Source organism: Candidatus Phycosocius bacilliformis (assembly GCF_003112735.1).
In the GTDB taxonomy this organism is placed as follows: Bacteria; Pseudomonadota; Alphaproteobacteria; order Caulobacterales; family Aquidulcibacteraceae; genus Aquidulcibacter; species Aquidulcibacter bacilliformis.
In genome coordinates, this window is sequence record NZ_BFBR01000014.1 from 23547 (window position 1) to 37062 (window position 13516).

13 protein-coding genes are annotated in these 13516 nt (G+C 57.4%); 11 read left to right on the plus strand and 2 right to left on the minus strand.

Translation table 11 applies throughout. The features are described from left to right. Positions 1 to 105 precede the first annotated feature (105 nt). The 5 genes from PbB2_RS15580 to PbB2_RS15600 are packed head-to-tail and all read left to right on the plus strand — an operon-like array spanning position 106 to position 5689. Positions 106 to 2859: a hybrid sensor histidine kinase/response regulator gene (locus PbB2_RS15580; protein ID WP_108986307.1), complete on the plus strand. Its 2754-nt coding sequence runs from the start codon at positions 106 to 108 to the stop codon at positions 2857 to 2859. Continuing rightward, complete coding sequence (locus tag PbB2_RS15585) at positions 2856 to 3338, plus strand: chemotaxis protein CheW (protein WP_108986308.1); 483 nt, start codon at positions 2856 to 2858, stop codon at positions 3336 to 3338. Before PbB2_RS15580 ends, PbB2_RS15585 begins: the two co-directional genes overlap by 4 nt. A 16-nt stretch (positions 3339 to 3354) precedes the next feature. After that, positions 3355 to 3729, plus strand: coding sequence for a response regulator (locus tag PbB2_RS15590; protein WP_108986322.1), 375 nt, complete (start codon positions 3355 to 3357; stop codon positions 3727 to 3729). Next, the gene (locus tag PbB2_RS15595) at positions 3726 to 4856 is read left to right on the plus strand and encodes a protein-glutamate methylesterase/protein-glutamine glutaminase (RefSeq protein ID WP_108986309.1); all 1131 of its coding nucleotides are present in this window, start codon (positions 3726 to 3728) and stop codon (positions 4854 to 4856) included. The genes PbB2_RS15590 and PbB2_RS15595 overlap by 4 nt, the downstream gene beginning before the upstream one ends. After that, complete coding sequence (locus PbB2_RS15600) at positions 4853 to 5689, plus strand: CheR family methyltransferase (protein ID WP_108986310.1); 837 nt, start codon at positions 4853 to 4855, stop codon at positions 5687 to 5689. Before PbB2_RS15595 ends, PbB2_RS15600 begins: the two co-directional genes overlap by 4 nt. Positions 5690 to 5707: 18 nt before the next feature. Here PbB2_RS15600 and PbB2_RS15605 read toward each other — a convergent pair whose 3' ends face one another. After that, the gene (locus tag PbB2_RS15605) at positions 5708 to 7513 is read right to left on the minus strand and encodes an acyl-CoA dehydrogenase (RefSeq protein ID WP_108986311.1); all 1806 of its coding nucleotides are present in this window, start codon (positions 7511 to 7513) and stop codon (positions 5708 to 5710) included. A gap of 198 nt (positions 7514 to 7711) precedes the next feature. On the opposite strand from PbB2_RS15605, the gene PbB2_RS15610 reads away from it, so the two are divergent. The 3 genes from PbB2_RS15610 to PbB2_RS15620 are packed head-to-tail and all read left to right on the plus strand — an operon-like array spanning position 7712 to position 9566. Further along, a complete protein-coding gene (locus tag PbB2_RS15610) occupies positions 7712 to 8350 on the plus strand; it encodes a YceI family protein (RefSeq protein ID WP_133245859.1) in 639 nt (212 codons plus the stop codon). Between the two features lie 3 nt (positions 8351 to 8353). After that, positions 8354 to 8938 (plus strand): cytochrome b, encoded by a 585-nt coding sequence (locus PbB2_RS15615; RefSeq protein ID WP_108986313.1) that lies wholly within the window; start codon positions 8354 to 8356, stop codon positions 8936 to 8938. A 10-nt stretch (positions 8939 to 8948) separates the two neighbouring features. Next, on the plus strand, positions 8949 to 9566 hold the full coding sequence (locus tag PbB2_RS15620) for a YceI family protein (RefSeq protein WP_108986314.1): 618 nt from the start codon (positions 8949 to 8951) through the stop codon (positions 9564 to 9566). 73 nt (positions 9567 to 9639) lie between these two features. Here the strand turns inward: PbB2_RS15620 and PbB2_RS15625 are convergent, their stop codons facing one another. Continuing rightward, the gene (locus tag PbB2_RS15625) at positions 9640 to 10140 is read right to left on the minus strand and encodes an SgcJ/EcaC family oxidoreductase (RefSeq protein ID WP_108986315.1); all 501 of its coding nucleotides are present in this window, start codon (positions 10138 to 10140) and stop codon (positions 9640 to 9642) included. 169 nt (positions 10141 to 10309) lie between these two features. On the opposite strand from PbB2_RS15625, the gene PbB2_RS15630 reads away from it, so the two are divergent. The 3 genes from PbB2_RS15630 to PbB2_RS15645 all read left to right on the plus strand — a co-directional run. After that, positions 10310 to 11254 carry an L-threonylcarbamoyladenylate synthase gene (locus PbB2_RS15630; protein WP_108986316.1) on the plus strand — a complete coding sequence of 315 codons (945 nt, stop codon included), beginning with the start codon at positions 10310 to 10312 and terminating at the stop codon, positions 11252 to 11254. A gap of 117 nt (positions 11255 to 11371) precedes the next feature. Next, the gene (locus PbB2_RS15635; RefSeq protein WP_108986317.1) at positions 11372 to 12577 is read left to right on the plus strand and encodes a pyridoxal phosphate-dependent aminotransferase; all 1206 of its coding nucleotides are present in this window, start codon (positions 11372 to 11374) and stop codon (positions 12575 to 12577) included. Positions 12578 to 13257: 680 nt separating this feature from the next. After that, the coding region (locus PbB2_RS15645) for a hypothetical protein (RefSeq protein WP_133245860.1) at positions 13258 to 13516 on the plus strand (259 nt) is incomplete at its 3' end.

The window sequence follows — 13516 nt, forward strand, 5'->3', positions numbered from 1 at the left end:
CAGGTCCCGCGCAGAATTTAGTCCTGTCTTAACCGTCGACCGTCATGCTGCACAGTAACGTGGCGTGTAGCGTCAAGTCCAACGCGTCGACAAAGGGCTAGCTTCATGGATGAACTACTTGGCGAATTCATCACCGAAACCAATGAATTCCTCGAAACAGTCGATACCCAGCTTGTGGCTTTTGAAGCCGATCCCACAGATGGGGATACGCTCAACAGCATTTTCCGGCTGGTTCATACCATCAAAGGGACATGCGGCTTTTTAGGATTGCCGCGACTGCAATTTGTTGCCCATGCTGGGGAAACCCTGTTGGGCAAGTTCCGTGATGGCACGCTGGTCGCCACACCTGACCAGGTGCAATTGGTGCTGGAAAGCATTGATCGCATCAAAGAGATTTTGGCCGAATTGGAAGCCACGGGTGTTGAACCCGAAGGCGATGACAGCGCCTTAATCGGAGCCCTTGAACTGGCTGCAGAAGGCCATGTTGCAGCCGAGCCACCCGCAGAGAGCGCCAGCCCCGCCCCAGTTGTGGAAGAAATTGTCGTCGAAGCGCCACCACCTGCCCCAACCCCAGCCGCTCCGGCTGCGACAACCAGTTCGCGCTGGGATCCCGACCTTGGCCGCGAATTGCGCCCAGGAGAAGTTTCCTTGGCTGAGCTGGAAGCTGCTTTCCTCGCAGCTACGCCAGATGATGACCTCGATACACCCACGACCACTGCCGAGCAGGTCTCAACCGCACAACCAGCGGCAGCGGCTGCGGCAGTGCCAGCGGCTCCTGTGGTGGAACGCCGGGCTGCACCCGAACTGCGGGCTGTAAAGGACGAGGAGGATGATTCCGCTGCCAAAGGTGGCGCGGTGTCCAATCAGACCATCCGGGTCAATGTCGAAGTGCTTGAGACCCTGATGACGATGGTCTCTGAGCTGGTGCTGACCCGCAACCAGCTTATGCAAATGGTGCGCAACAGCACCGACAGCGAATTCAAAGCCCCGCTGCAGCGTTTATCGGCTGTGACTGCTGAACTGCAGGACAGTGTGATGAAGACGCGGATGCAGCCCATCGGCTCGGCTTGGAAGAAGCTACCCCGCATCGTGCGCGATGCCGCGCGCGACCTACATAAGAAAATCGACCTGGTCATGGATGGCGAGGCCACCGAACTCGACCGTCAGGTGCTGGAGCTGATCAAAGATCCCCTCACCCATATGATCCGCAATTCCTGCGATCATGGTCTGGAGTTGCCCGCTAACCGGCTCGCAGCCGGTAAGTCGGAAACCGGCACGATCCGCCTTAATGCCTATCATGAAGGCGGTCACATTGTGATTGAAGTCTCCGATGATGGCTCGGGTCTGTCGACCTCGCGCATCCGCGACAAGGCGATCAAGAACGGCCTGGTCAGCGAAGAACAAGCCTGGACGATGTCGGATTCCCAGATCCACCGCTTCATCTTTGCGCCTGGTTTCTCGACGGCGGCTGCGGTAACCAGCATATCGGGTCGTGGCGTGGGCATGGATGTGGTGCGCACCAATATCGAGTTGATTGGTGGGACCATCGATCTGCAATCAACCGAAGGCAAGGGCACCAAATTCTTCATCAAGATCCCGCTGACTTTGGCCATTGTGTCGGCCTTGGTTGTGGGTTCGCGCGATCAGCGGTTCGCCATCCCCCAAATCTCCATCGTCGAATTGGTGGGTGCTGGTGGAGGTTCCGAACACAAGGTCGAAATCCTCAATTCCGCGCGCGTCCTGCGTCTGCGTGACCGGCTGCTGCCCTTGGTTGATCTGTCCGAGGTATTGGGTGAGCCACCGCGCGATCCGGTGATTGATGACTCAAACTCAGCCTTTGTTGTGGTCATGCAGCACTCAGGTCAATTGTTTGGCGTGGTGGTGGATGAAGTATTCGACACCGAGGAAATTGTGGTCAAGCCATTGTCCAAGGCACTTGCCGATGTGGGTACTTTCTCAGGTGCCACCATCCTCGGTGACGGCTCTGTGATCATGATTATTGACCCAGGTGCTGTGTATCGCCGCGTCGGCCAAGCCGAGGAAGTTGTCGAAGAAGCTGTCGAGGCCGTCCAGACCAAGCGTGGCGACCGGCCCGAGACCACGTCGATGATCGTGTTCAATGCCGGCGGCGACCAGCCAAAAGCAGTGCCTTTGTCGTTGGTGACACGTCTGGAAGAGCTCGATGCGGGTACGTTCGAACAAGGCGATGGCCGCATTTTGGTGCAGTATCGCGGCGAACTCATGCCAATCGTGGCCGCAGATCCCTATTCCCAAGTCGCCAGCAGTGGCACGCAGCCCGTTCTGGTATTCACATATAATGGCTTGGCTGCTGGGATGGCCGTCGACAAGATCGTCGATATTGTCGATGAAGCCCTCGATATTGAAATGACGGCCGATCGGCCCGGCCTGCTTGGCGTCGCGGTTATCAAAGGCAAAGCAACCGAAATTCTCGATGTCAGCCACTATCTCAGCCTGACATTGAACAATTGGGATGATCCCGGTCTAAACAAACCTGCCAAGCATATTGTGCTGGTTGAACGGAACCCATTCTTCCGCAACTTGCTGTCACCGCTCTTGCGTTCGGCGGGCTATGAAGTCGAAGCGGTGGAAACTGTCTCTGCTGCATTGGTCTGCGCGGAATATCGCAAGCCGTCAGCCGTGCTGACCGATATTGATGCGGATGTGACTGCGGCCCGTCGTCTCTTGAGCGATGACCGCTTGGCGGGCACCAGCATCGTGGCTCTGTCAGGGTCACCTGATGCCGATGCGACTGGCTTTACCACCTTGGTCCGCAAATCTGACCGCGACAGCCTGATTGCCGCCGTCGAGCACGCCTCGAAACTGGAGATTGCCGCATGACCGCTCTGGCAGCCCGCAGCGATACCGAACTGGCCCTAGCCGCCGCCGGGACGAAGGAATTCGTCACAGTTCATGTCGCCGACCAATTGTTTGGTGTGAAAGTCACCGACATTCAAGATGTGTTCTCGCTTAAGGGACTTACACCTGTCCCTGGTGCACGACCCGAGATTGCCGGGGTTCTGAACCTGCGCGGCCGGATCGTGACCGCAATTGATGCCCGCTGCCGTCTGGGCCTGCCGCAGCGCCCGCAAGGCTTTGCCGGCATGATGGCAGTTGGCGTGGAATATCAAGGTGAGGCCTATGGCATTCTGGTCGACACCGTGGGTGAAGTTCTGCGTCTGTCGGACTCAGATTTCGAACCCAATCCTGTCAATCTCAATCCCAATTGGAAGGATGTCAGCCAAGGGGTCTACCGCCTCGACGGCCGCCTTTTGATGACGCTGGATATTGATCATTTGCTCTGTGTCGCCACAAGCTGAACCGGGAAACAAGACCATGAAAACCTGCCTCGTTGTTGATGATAGTCGCGTGATCCGCAAAGTCGCCCGTCGCATCCTCGAAGACTTGTCCTTCCATGTCGAGGAAGCTGGGGATGGGTCCGAAGCCTTGAATTTCTGCCGCGGGAATATGCCCGATGCCATCCTGCTGGATTGGAACATGCCGGTCATGAATGGGATCGATTTCCTGCGCCAATTGCGCAAGGATCCAGGTGGCGACCGTCCGGTGGTTGTGTTCTGCACCACCGAAAACGACATCTCCGCCATCGCCCAGGCCATTGAGTCGGGCGCAAACGAATACATTATGAAGCCCTTTGACAGCGAGATTGTGCAGTCGAAGTTTGCTGAAGTCGGCTTGGTCGTCCCCGCATGATCCCCGCCAGCACCCCCATCAACAACGCATCTGGTCAGGCCCGGAAAATCCGGGTGCTGGTAGTCGATGATTCAGCCGTCATTCGTGGACTCGTCAGCCGCTGGTTGAAGAGCGAGGATGACATTGAAGTTGTGGGTGCCGCGGTAAATGGCAAAGATGGCGTCGAGCACGCCGAGAAACTCAAGCCCGATCTGGTCATTCTGGACATTGAAATGCCGGTGATGGATGGCGTGACTGCGCTGCCAGCTATTCGCAAAGCCGCGCCAAACTGCCGCGTCATCATGGCATCGACCCTGACCCAGCGTGGCGCGGAAGTGACGATCAAAGCGCTGGCAGCGGGGGCTTCGGACTATATTCCCAAGCCTGACGCGAGCCAATTGGCTGGTGCGGCCGATTATAAGCGCGAACTTTTGGCTAAAGTACGGGTGTTGGGTGCCCGGGCCGTCATGGTTCCAGCAGCCTCTGCCGCTGGGGTTGCAACAGCCGGCGGGGCCCGTCCGGCTGCGTCTGGCGCACCGGTTTTGCGCGCTGTAAGCCAAAAGACCCGCCCTGAGGCCATCTTTATAGGCTCCTCGACCGGTGGGCCGGAGGCTCTGCGGGTTGTGATCGAAGGATTGGCGGGCAAGGTACAAGTCCCCGTCTTTATCACCCAGCACATGCCGCCAATGTTCACCAAAATCCTGGCCGAACACTTAAGCAAACAGACCCGGGCCAAGGTGGTGGAAGCAACCGATGGCCTGCAGGGCCAGCCAGGTGTGTTCTACATTGCACCGGGTGATCGCCACATGGTCATTCATCGCAACCTGACTGTGACCCGAATAAACCTGACCGACACGCCGCCTGAAAACTTCTGTCGTCCGGCTGTTGACCCCATGTTCCGCTCCGCTGCAGAAACCTATGGCGAGAAGGCTCTTGCTGTCATTCTCACCGGCATGGGACAGGATGGACTTTTGGGTGCCAAACCTTTGGTGGCTAAGGGTGCACAATTGATTGCACAGGATGAGGAAACCAGCGTCGTCTGGGGCATGCCCGGTGCCGTGACCAAGGCAGGGCTGGCAACAGCCTGCAAACCAATCCAGCAGATTGCCCCGGCGATCTTGAGCATTTTGCGTGGAGTAAGCGTATGAAACCCGCCGACTTTGACTTCATCTCTTCGATGGTGCGGGAACGCTCTGGCCTCGTCTTATCTGCTGATAAGACGTATCTGGTTGAAAGTCGGCTGGCTCCAATCGCCCGCAAAGATGGCTTTGGCTCAATCGACGATCTGATCAGCGCCATTCGCATCCGCCGTGACGCCCGCCTGATTGAAGCGGTAGTCGACGCGATGACGACCAATGAGACGTTCTTTTTCCGAGACAAAACCCCGTTCGATATTTTCGAACAGACCATTTTGCCCGATCTTGTTGCCCGTAAGCGTGGCGGCACGATCAAAATCTGGTGCGCAGCCGCCTCGACCGGTCAGGAACCCTATTCTTTGGCGATGATCGCGGACTCCCTCGGACCAAAGCTGGGCGGTTGCCGTCTGGAGATTCTGGGAACCGATATTTCCGAACGTTGCTTGGAAAAGGCCAAAGCTGGTATTTACACCCAGTTTGAAGTCCAGCGTGGTCTGCCTGTGCAGATGTTGTTGAAATACTTCAAGAAAGATGGCGATTCTTGGAAGATTGATGATCGGCTCAAAGCCAGTATCCGCTTCCGCACGATGAATCTGCTCGACGATTTCCGCGCTTTAGGCCGGTTTGACGTGATCTTCTGCCGCAATGTGCTGATCTATTTCGACATGCCGACCAAGAAAATGGTTCTGGAGCGCATGGCCCAGCAAGTCGATGGGCCAGGCTATCTGCTGCTGGGTGCTGCAGAAACTGTGATGGGTGTCACAGATGCATTCAAGCCTGTGGCGGGCAGCCGCGGACTTTACGTGCAAGACCCCGCCAAGATCGGCGCAAAGGCAGCCGCCTAAGCTGGCTGCTCTTGCCGATCAGCCGGCCAGAGCATCCATTTCAGGTTCAAACAAGACATCCGATCCTGCCGTTACCGAGGCCAGAAGGCCCGGAACTTGCGCCAAGACATTTTCGGCAAAAAAGCCGGCAAGCGAAATTCGCGCCGTCATATAGGCAGTATCGGCTGATTTGGACTTGAGATGGCCAAGCGCGGCCAAGGCACCTTTCGCCAAAGTCCAGCCTCCTGTCACGTCGCCTGCAAGCTTCAAAAAGGGCGTTGCTCCGGCCAAAGCGTCGCGCTTGGCATTGCCGGCTTGGGCGCGGATCAGCCAATGGGCTGCATCGGCAAACACATCCACTGCCTCGCTGAGGCGTTTGCCGATCCATTTAACCTGTTCATTGCCGGATTGCTCGCACGCAGATGCAGTTGCGCGCATGTCTGCGATCAAGGCTTCGACGGGGGCGCCATCGTCCATGGTCAGCTTGCGGCTGACCAAATCAATCGCCTGAATACCATTGGTGCCCTCATAAATCGCGGCGATCCGCGCATCGCGATAGAATTGGGCGGCACCGCCTTCTTCTACAAAGCCCATGCCGCCATGGATTTGGACACCCAATGAGGCGATCTCCACCCCCATATCCGTTGACCAGCCCTTGGCGATTGGGGTGAGCAATTCTTCACGCGCTTTGGCTTTGCGGCGGTCATCTGCCGTATGGCCTTGCTCGGCGACATCCGCGGCAAGGGCGGTCATGTGGCAGATAGACCGGGCGGCAGAAACCTTCGCCTTCATTGTCATCAACATGCGGCGCACATCGGCATGGTGGAAGATGGGGCTGGGGCCGGCTTCGGTCCAACCCTCCGCCCGACCCTGTTTGCGTTCACCGGCATAGGCATAGGCCTTCTGAAACGCAGCATCGCCCACCGCTACACCCTGCAGACCAACATTGAGGCGGGCCGAATTCATCATGGTGAACATATAGCTCAAGCCCTTATTCGGCTCGCCAATGATCCAGCCAATCGCCCCGCCTTGGTCGCCATAGGACATGGTGCATGTCGGGGAAGCATGTATCCCCATTTTATGCTCCAAGCCGATGCAGCGCACATCATTGTGGTGCCCAGGCTTGCCCTCAGCATCAGGAATGAACTTCGGCACGAGGAAGAGCGATATTCCTTTCACGCCAGCGGGCGCATCAGGCAGTCGGGCCAGAACCAGATGGACGATGTTTTCGGCCATCTCATGCTCACCCCATGTGATGTAAATTTTCTGCCCAAAGATCTTATAGGTTCCATCTGGCTGAGGTTCGGCACGGCTGGTCAACGCACCAACGTCTGAGCCTGCCTGCGGCTCGGTCAAATTCATCGTACCCGACCATTGGCCGGTGACGAGCTTGGGCAGATACAGCGCCTTTTGCGCATCTGTGCCATGGGCGGATAAGGCCTCCACAGCTCCCAAAGTCAGCATGGGGCACAGGCCGAAACTCATGTTAGCGGCATGAATCATTTCATGGACCGCGAGGGCTACCCCTTTGGGAAGGCCCATGCCGCCAATCGCGGGATCAAACGGGATCGATAGCCAAGCCCCGTCGACAAACTGCCGATACGCCTCGGCAAAGCCATCAGGCGAAACCACTGAGCCATCCGGCGTCAATTGGGTTCCAGCCCGGTCACCTGCTGCATTCAGCGGGGCCAGCACATCCCCCGCCAGCTTGCCGGCCTCAACCAAAATCTGTTCGATCAAATCCGCGCTGGCCTCGGTAAACAGGCCTTGCTTGCGCAAGTCTGCCAATCCAGCAATCTCTTCAAGCGAAAAACGGATATCGCGGACGGGGGCAGCATAGGTCATAATGGAATTCCCAAGACGTGACGTGTTGGCAGATTGGCGAACTTCACCATTCCAGGCAACGGACTGTTTCAGATATTTTGGCCTAGGCCTCTCGGCAAGGCGGTGCTTTGGCTCTATCTATCCTATGTCGGCAGCTTTGCCAGCGCGAGGCTGACTGAGCCAGATAAACAAATCGACATCCAAAAGAGGAATTTCCCCATGCGTCGCACCACATTGCTTGCCCTTGCAGCCCCACTCGTCCTGATCGCAGGCTTGGCGGTTACCGCAACCGCAGGAACGCCTGCCGCTGACCCCGCCAAAGCTGCCAATCTGGCGGCTCAACCGGCTGGTGTTTATGAAGTTGAGCCAACGCACACGTCCGTGCATTGGCGCCTCGATCACAGCGGGTTGTCCACCTACACCGCCCGCTTCGACAAAATCTCGGGCACCATCAATTTCAACCCCCAGAATCCGACAGCCTCTTCTGCTGACATCACGATTGATGCGACCTCGGTGAATACCGGCCTGCCAAAGTTTGACGGCGAAATTGCCAAGCAAGTTTTCAAGGCTGAAACCAATCCGACCATCACGTTCAAGTCCACCAAATTGGTCGCCACATCAGCCACCACCGGCCTCATGACGGGCGACCTTACCGTGGCTGGCGTTACCAAGCCTGTCACGTTGAATGTCACGTACAATACAGGCCGATTGAGCCCGTTCCGCGGCGTCCAGAATGTTGGCTTTTCGGCCACCGGATCGCTCAAGCGGTCAGATTGGGGCATGAACAACTGGATTAATTTCGGAATTGGTGATCAAGTAGATCTGATCATCGAGGCTGAGTTTCTGAAAAAGGGCTAAAACATGACGCACGAGACAGGGGCAGGAACACCATCACGTCAAACCTACACACTGGTAGCCGTTGTGCTGCATTGGGTGATTGCTGCAGCGATCTTGATGCAGATCCTCGGTGGCTGGGCGATGGAAGACCTGAAGGGGGCTGAGAAGTTTGCCGCTTTCCAACTGCACAAAAGTGCAGGCCTGACCATTCTGCTCCTGTCTTTGTTGCGCTTGTTCTGGCGCCTGGCCAATCCCCCGCCGCCTCTGCCCGAGACGATGAAAGCGTGGGAGGTTACAGCCGCCAAAGCCACCCACATCGCGCTCTATGCGCTGATGATTGGCATCCCGCTTGGGGGTTGGGTGATCATTTCCACCTCGCCCTACAATATTGCCACCCATTGGTGGGGTCTGTTTGAATGGCCTCGCCTGCCTTTGGCCGATCTGCCTTTCCGCAAGGAATTGAACGAAATGGCCAAAGCTGGACACAGTGTGGCGGCTTGGGGGGTGATTGTATTGTTTGTCATTCATGTGGGGGCAGCCCTCAAGCACATGTTCATCAATGAAGATGACGTGATGGCCCGCATGCTGCCTTTCATGCGCTCGGAATAGGAATAAGCCCATGTCGAAGTCCTTGGCGGTCGCGTGTCTCGCGCTCGCAACCCTGATTGTGCCTGCCAGTCTGGCCGGAGCCCAGCCAGCAGGCCGCCCTGCTGCTGGCAAAGCAACTGCCGCCAATCCTGCCGCAGGCTGGACCATTGATGCCCGCCAAAGCCGGATCGGTTTTTCGACCAAATGGGCCGGCAATGCCGTCAATGGCAGTTTCCGCCAATGGTCAGGCGATATCCGCTTTGACCCCGCCAATCTGGCTGGCAGCCAAGCTCTCATCACCATCAATACCGGCAGTGCTGTGACTGGTGTCAAGGAACCAGACGACAATCTGGCGACCCCGGACTGGTTTGACGCCCGCAAGTTTCCCACGGCCCGCTTTGCCACTCAGTCCATTCGGTCAACGGGGCCGGGCCGTTATGTTGCCGACGGCATCTTGACCATCAAAGGCGTCAATTATCGGGTCAACCTGCCATTTGCGCTGACCATCAATGGCAATGTGGCCACAATGACCGGACAGGCCCGGCTCGACCGGATCAATCTGAAACTCGGGCTGGAGTCTGATGCCGCTGCTGAGTGGGTCGCCCGCGAGGTGGTCGTCACCGTCGCCGTTCGGGCAACCCGCAAATAGATGCGAAAAAGGCTGGGTCCGATGGACCCAGCCTTTCTGAGATAGCAAGCAATGCTGATGCGCTGCAATCAGCCTATTTGGTTGGTTCTGGCATCATCGACGAGTGCAAGTGATAGATTTTCCACGCACCCTCTTCATATTTGTAGATGAATGAATAACGCGCTTTCACCACAGTCACAGCCTTGGTTTCTGGATTGGTCAGCGCGACGTCCCAAGTTCCCAGACGGGTGGCGGTCTTGCAGTCAATCGCAATCGTGCTGGTTTGGATTGTGCCAACCGGGCTATTCTTCAAAAAGCCGACAAAATAATCATTGATGGCTTCTGGTGTTGTGCGCGGCGTATTGGAAACTGTCGCAAGCAAAACCGCATCCTTGGCGAACAATGGGGTTACCTTGGCGGGATCCTTGGTCGCCCAAGCAGCATTGAACCGAGCGAATTGGCCTTCGATATCTGCAGCGGTGGCAGCGGGGCACTGAGAATTGTGGCTGTGGCCCTTGTGTTTGTGGGCTTGGGCAGGCGCCACAAATGCAAGGGCGGCGGCCGCTGCAAGAGCGAAAGATACAGAATATGTCATGAGTAGGCCTCCAAATGTTGCTCGTGCGCATATGTCGATCCATGGACCGCCTCACAAGGTGTTGATTCAAAAGTTGAAGGCGCGTGAACTCTTCGTGATATGTCGAGTCATATGAACTCTTGCTGCTGTGGCATTTTGACTTTCCCGGCCAAGCTGTCACAGGACGGCCATGGACCCTGAATCCGCCCCTGCTTTATCGACCGTCACAGCAGCCGTTGCCGCCTTGTCACGCGGCGCCTTGGTGGGCTTGCCGACCGAGACCGTCTATGGCCTGGGAGCCGATGCAACCCAAAGCACTGCTGTTGCGCGCATTTTTGCTGCCAAGGGTCGACCACACTTCAATCCACTGATTTCACACGTGCCCGATCTGGCCGCAGCCCAGAAGTTGGGGGTTTTTTCGCCGCTGGCGACGCGCCTCGCAGCGGCTTTCTGGCCCGGCCCGCTTACCTTGGTGGTGCCGCGGACAGCTGATTGCCCGGTGTGTGAGCTGGCCTGTGCCGGCCTGCCAACCATTGCGCTGCGCGTGCCATCACACCCTGTGATGCAGGCCGTTTTGCAAGCATTTGCCAAACCTGTTGCAGCCCCGTCGGCCAATCTATCGGGCAGGCCATCACCCACACTGGCCGCCCATGTTGAATCCGAATTGGGCGCTCATGTCGCACTGGTTGTCGACGGAGGACCCTGCGCTGTGGGGCTCGAAAGCGCTGTCGTGGCCGTCGACGGAGAGCGGGCCACACTTCTGCGGCTCGGCGGGCTATCACGGGAGGCGCTTGAAGCGGTCGCCGGTCCGTTGATGTCCCCCCATGAAGTTGATCAGGCCGCCCCGCCTGCGCCGGGGATGGTGCTGCGCCATTATGCGCCGCAGGCCCTGGTTCGCCTCAATGTAACAGCTCCGGCTCCAGGAGAGATTTGGATTGGCTTTGGCCCCGATTGTGCAGCAGCGGACTTTAATCTGTCGCCGACCGGCGATGTGACCGAGGCCGCAGCCAATCTGTTTGCTTATTTGCGCGCGGCTGATGCCCAAAAACCCAGAGCCATAGCGTTTGCACCAATACCAGCCACCGGTTTGGGAGAAGCCATTTTGGACCGCCTACATCGGGCCGCGGAGGGCTAGCACACCCACCAATGGGCGGCCGCCATGCTGAAAAGACAAGGCCTTTGGCCTTGCACCCACGTTCCAGCACCGTAAAAGAGGCCGGGCTTTCTTAGCCGCCACCAAAGGACCGTTCCGATGACCCCCTTCAAGTCTGCCGCCCTCGCCCGCATCAAGCCATCGCCAACCATGGCGGTGACCCAAAAAGAGCGCGAACTGAAGGCAGCAGGCCGCGATACCATCGGTCTGGGCGCAGGTGAGCCGGATTTCGACACACCTGACAATATCAAAGAAGCCGGCATTGCAGCCATCCGGGCAGGCAAGACCAAATATACCAATGTCGATGGTATCCCGGAACTGAAAGCGGCAATTTGCGCCAAATTCCTGCGGGAAAATGGGCTGAATTACAAGCCAGAGCAAGTCAGTGTGGCCCCCGGCGGCAAGCCCATCATCTATAATGCGTTCATGGCGACACTGAATGTTGGCGATGAAGTCATTATCCCTGCCCCCTATTGGGTGAGCTATACCGACATCGTCCATCTGACCGGTGCGACCCCGATTGTGGTGCAAACCACGGCCGAAGAAGGCTTCCGATTGACCCCTGAAAAATTGGAAGCCGCCATTACCCCGGCGACAAAATGGTTGATTATCAATTCGCCCTCCAATCCCACCGGGGCGGCCTATGGGGCCGAACATTTGCGCGGATTGGCCGACGTGCTCTTGCGCCATCCCCATGTGATGATCCTGACCGACGATATGTATGAGCATCTGCTCTATGACGGCTTCAAATTTGCCACCATCGCGGCCGTCGAACCTGCTCTTTATGAGCGCACATTGACCATGAATGGCGTATCCAAAGCCTATGCCATGACGGGTTGGCGTATTGGTTATGCGGCGGGACCGGTTTGGTTGATTAAGGGCATGGCCAATATCATGAGCCAGTCAACCTCCAACCCAACCTCAATCAGCCAATATGCCGCGGTTGAAGCTCTCAATGGCCCGCAGGACTTTCTGCCTGCGCGCAATAAAGTATTTCAAGAGCGCCGCGATTTGGTGGTCTCCATGCTTAACCAAGCGACCGGCTTGTCATGTCCCAAGCCAGAAGGGGCATTTTATGTCTATCCGTCCTGTGCCGGCTTGATCGGCAAGACAACACCAACTGGGGTTGTGATTGCCAATGATGAGGATTTTGCCCGCGAACTGTTGGAAGCCGAAGGTGTGGCCGTCGTTCATGGTGCAGCCTTTGGGGGCAGTCCTGCGTTCCGGATTTCCTACGCAACCTCTACCGAGCAATTGGAAGAAGCCTGTCGGCGTATCCAGCGATTCTGTGCCAGCTTAAGCTAAGGACGCTGTGAGCCAGTCATTGAGCTTTTTTGCTCAGAACCACGTCGTGAAACCTGCACTGTCCTCGTCGCCGGAACGCGGCGCAGAGCGGGGACCCGTTTGCGTTTAGCGTCATGAGATCCCGGATCGGCTTCGCCGACCGGGATGACACGCTGTTGTGGAAGTTCACTTCCACTTAGAACCGCTTTGGTGAAACCTGCGTTTCACCAAAACGGCTCATCGAGTTTGAGCGCGACATCTGGGTCGTCAAGTGTCGGTTTTCTCTGAAAACCGATCGCAGCGCGACGCAGCAAAGCTGCGCACTTGACCACCCAGTTGTCGCAGAAACAATTGAGGCTGCGGTTTGGTGACCAGATTGGGCACCAAAGCGCTTCCAGATCAGAATCCTTCCAAAAACGATGTCATCCCCGCCGGAGCGAAGCGCAGAGCGGGGACCCCCTCGCGCCTGTGCGGCACAAGGTCCCGGATCGGCTGCGCCGTCCGGGATGACACCCATTTATAAATGCAACCAACTCTAAACGACGTCATCCCCGCCGGAGCGAAGCGCAGAGCGGGGACCTCCTCGCGCACGTGCGCAATGAGATCCCGGATCGGCTTCGCCGTCCGGGATGATAGCATTGTGGGGGTGGGGGCCATTCCAATCTATCCCACCGCACAACATCCCCAGCCATGATGGTGTCATGGCCTTCTCGCTTGCCCCCTTTGCCTTTGTGCTGTCCCTCGCCTTACAGCTGCATGGCCATGTCTTGGCAAAGGACAATTTGTGGGAACGGCCACACTTTGTGCGCAAGGCGGTGGCCGCACGTTTGCGCGCGGGGGTGCGCGCGCTTGAGGCCTTCTTGCGCCGGATATTGATCCTGATGGCGCTTGATCTGGAGCATGAATTGGTCGCCAAGCCGCAGGTTGAAAACCTGCGCCGCAAGAAGGCGCGCAAAGTGC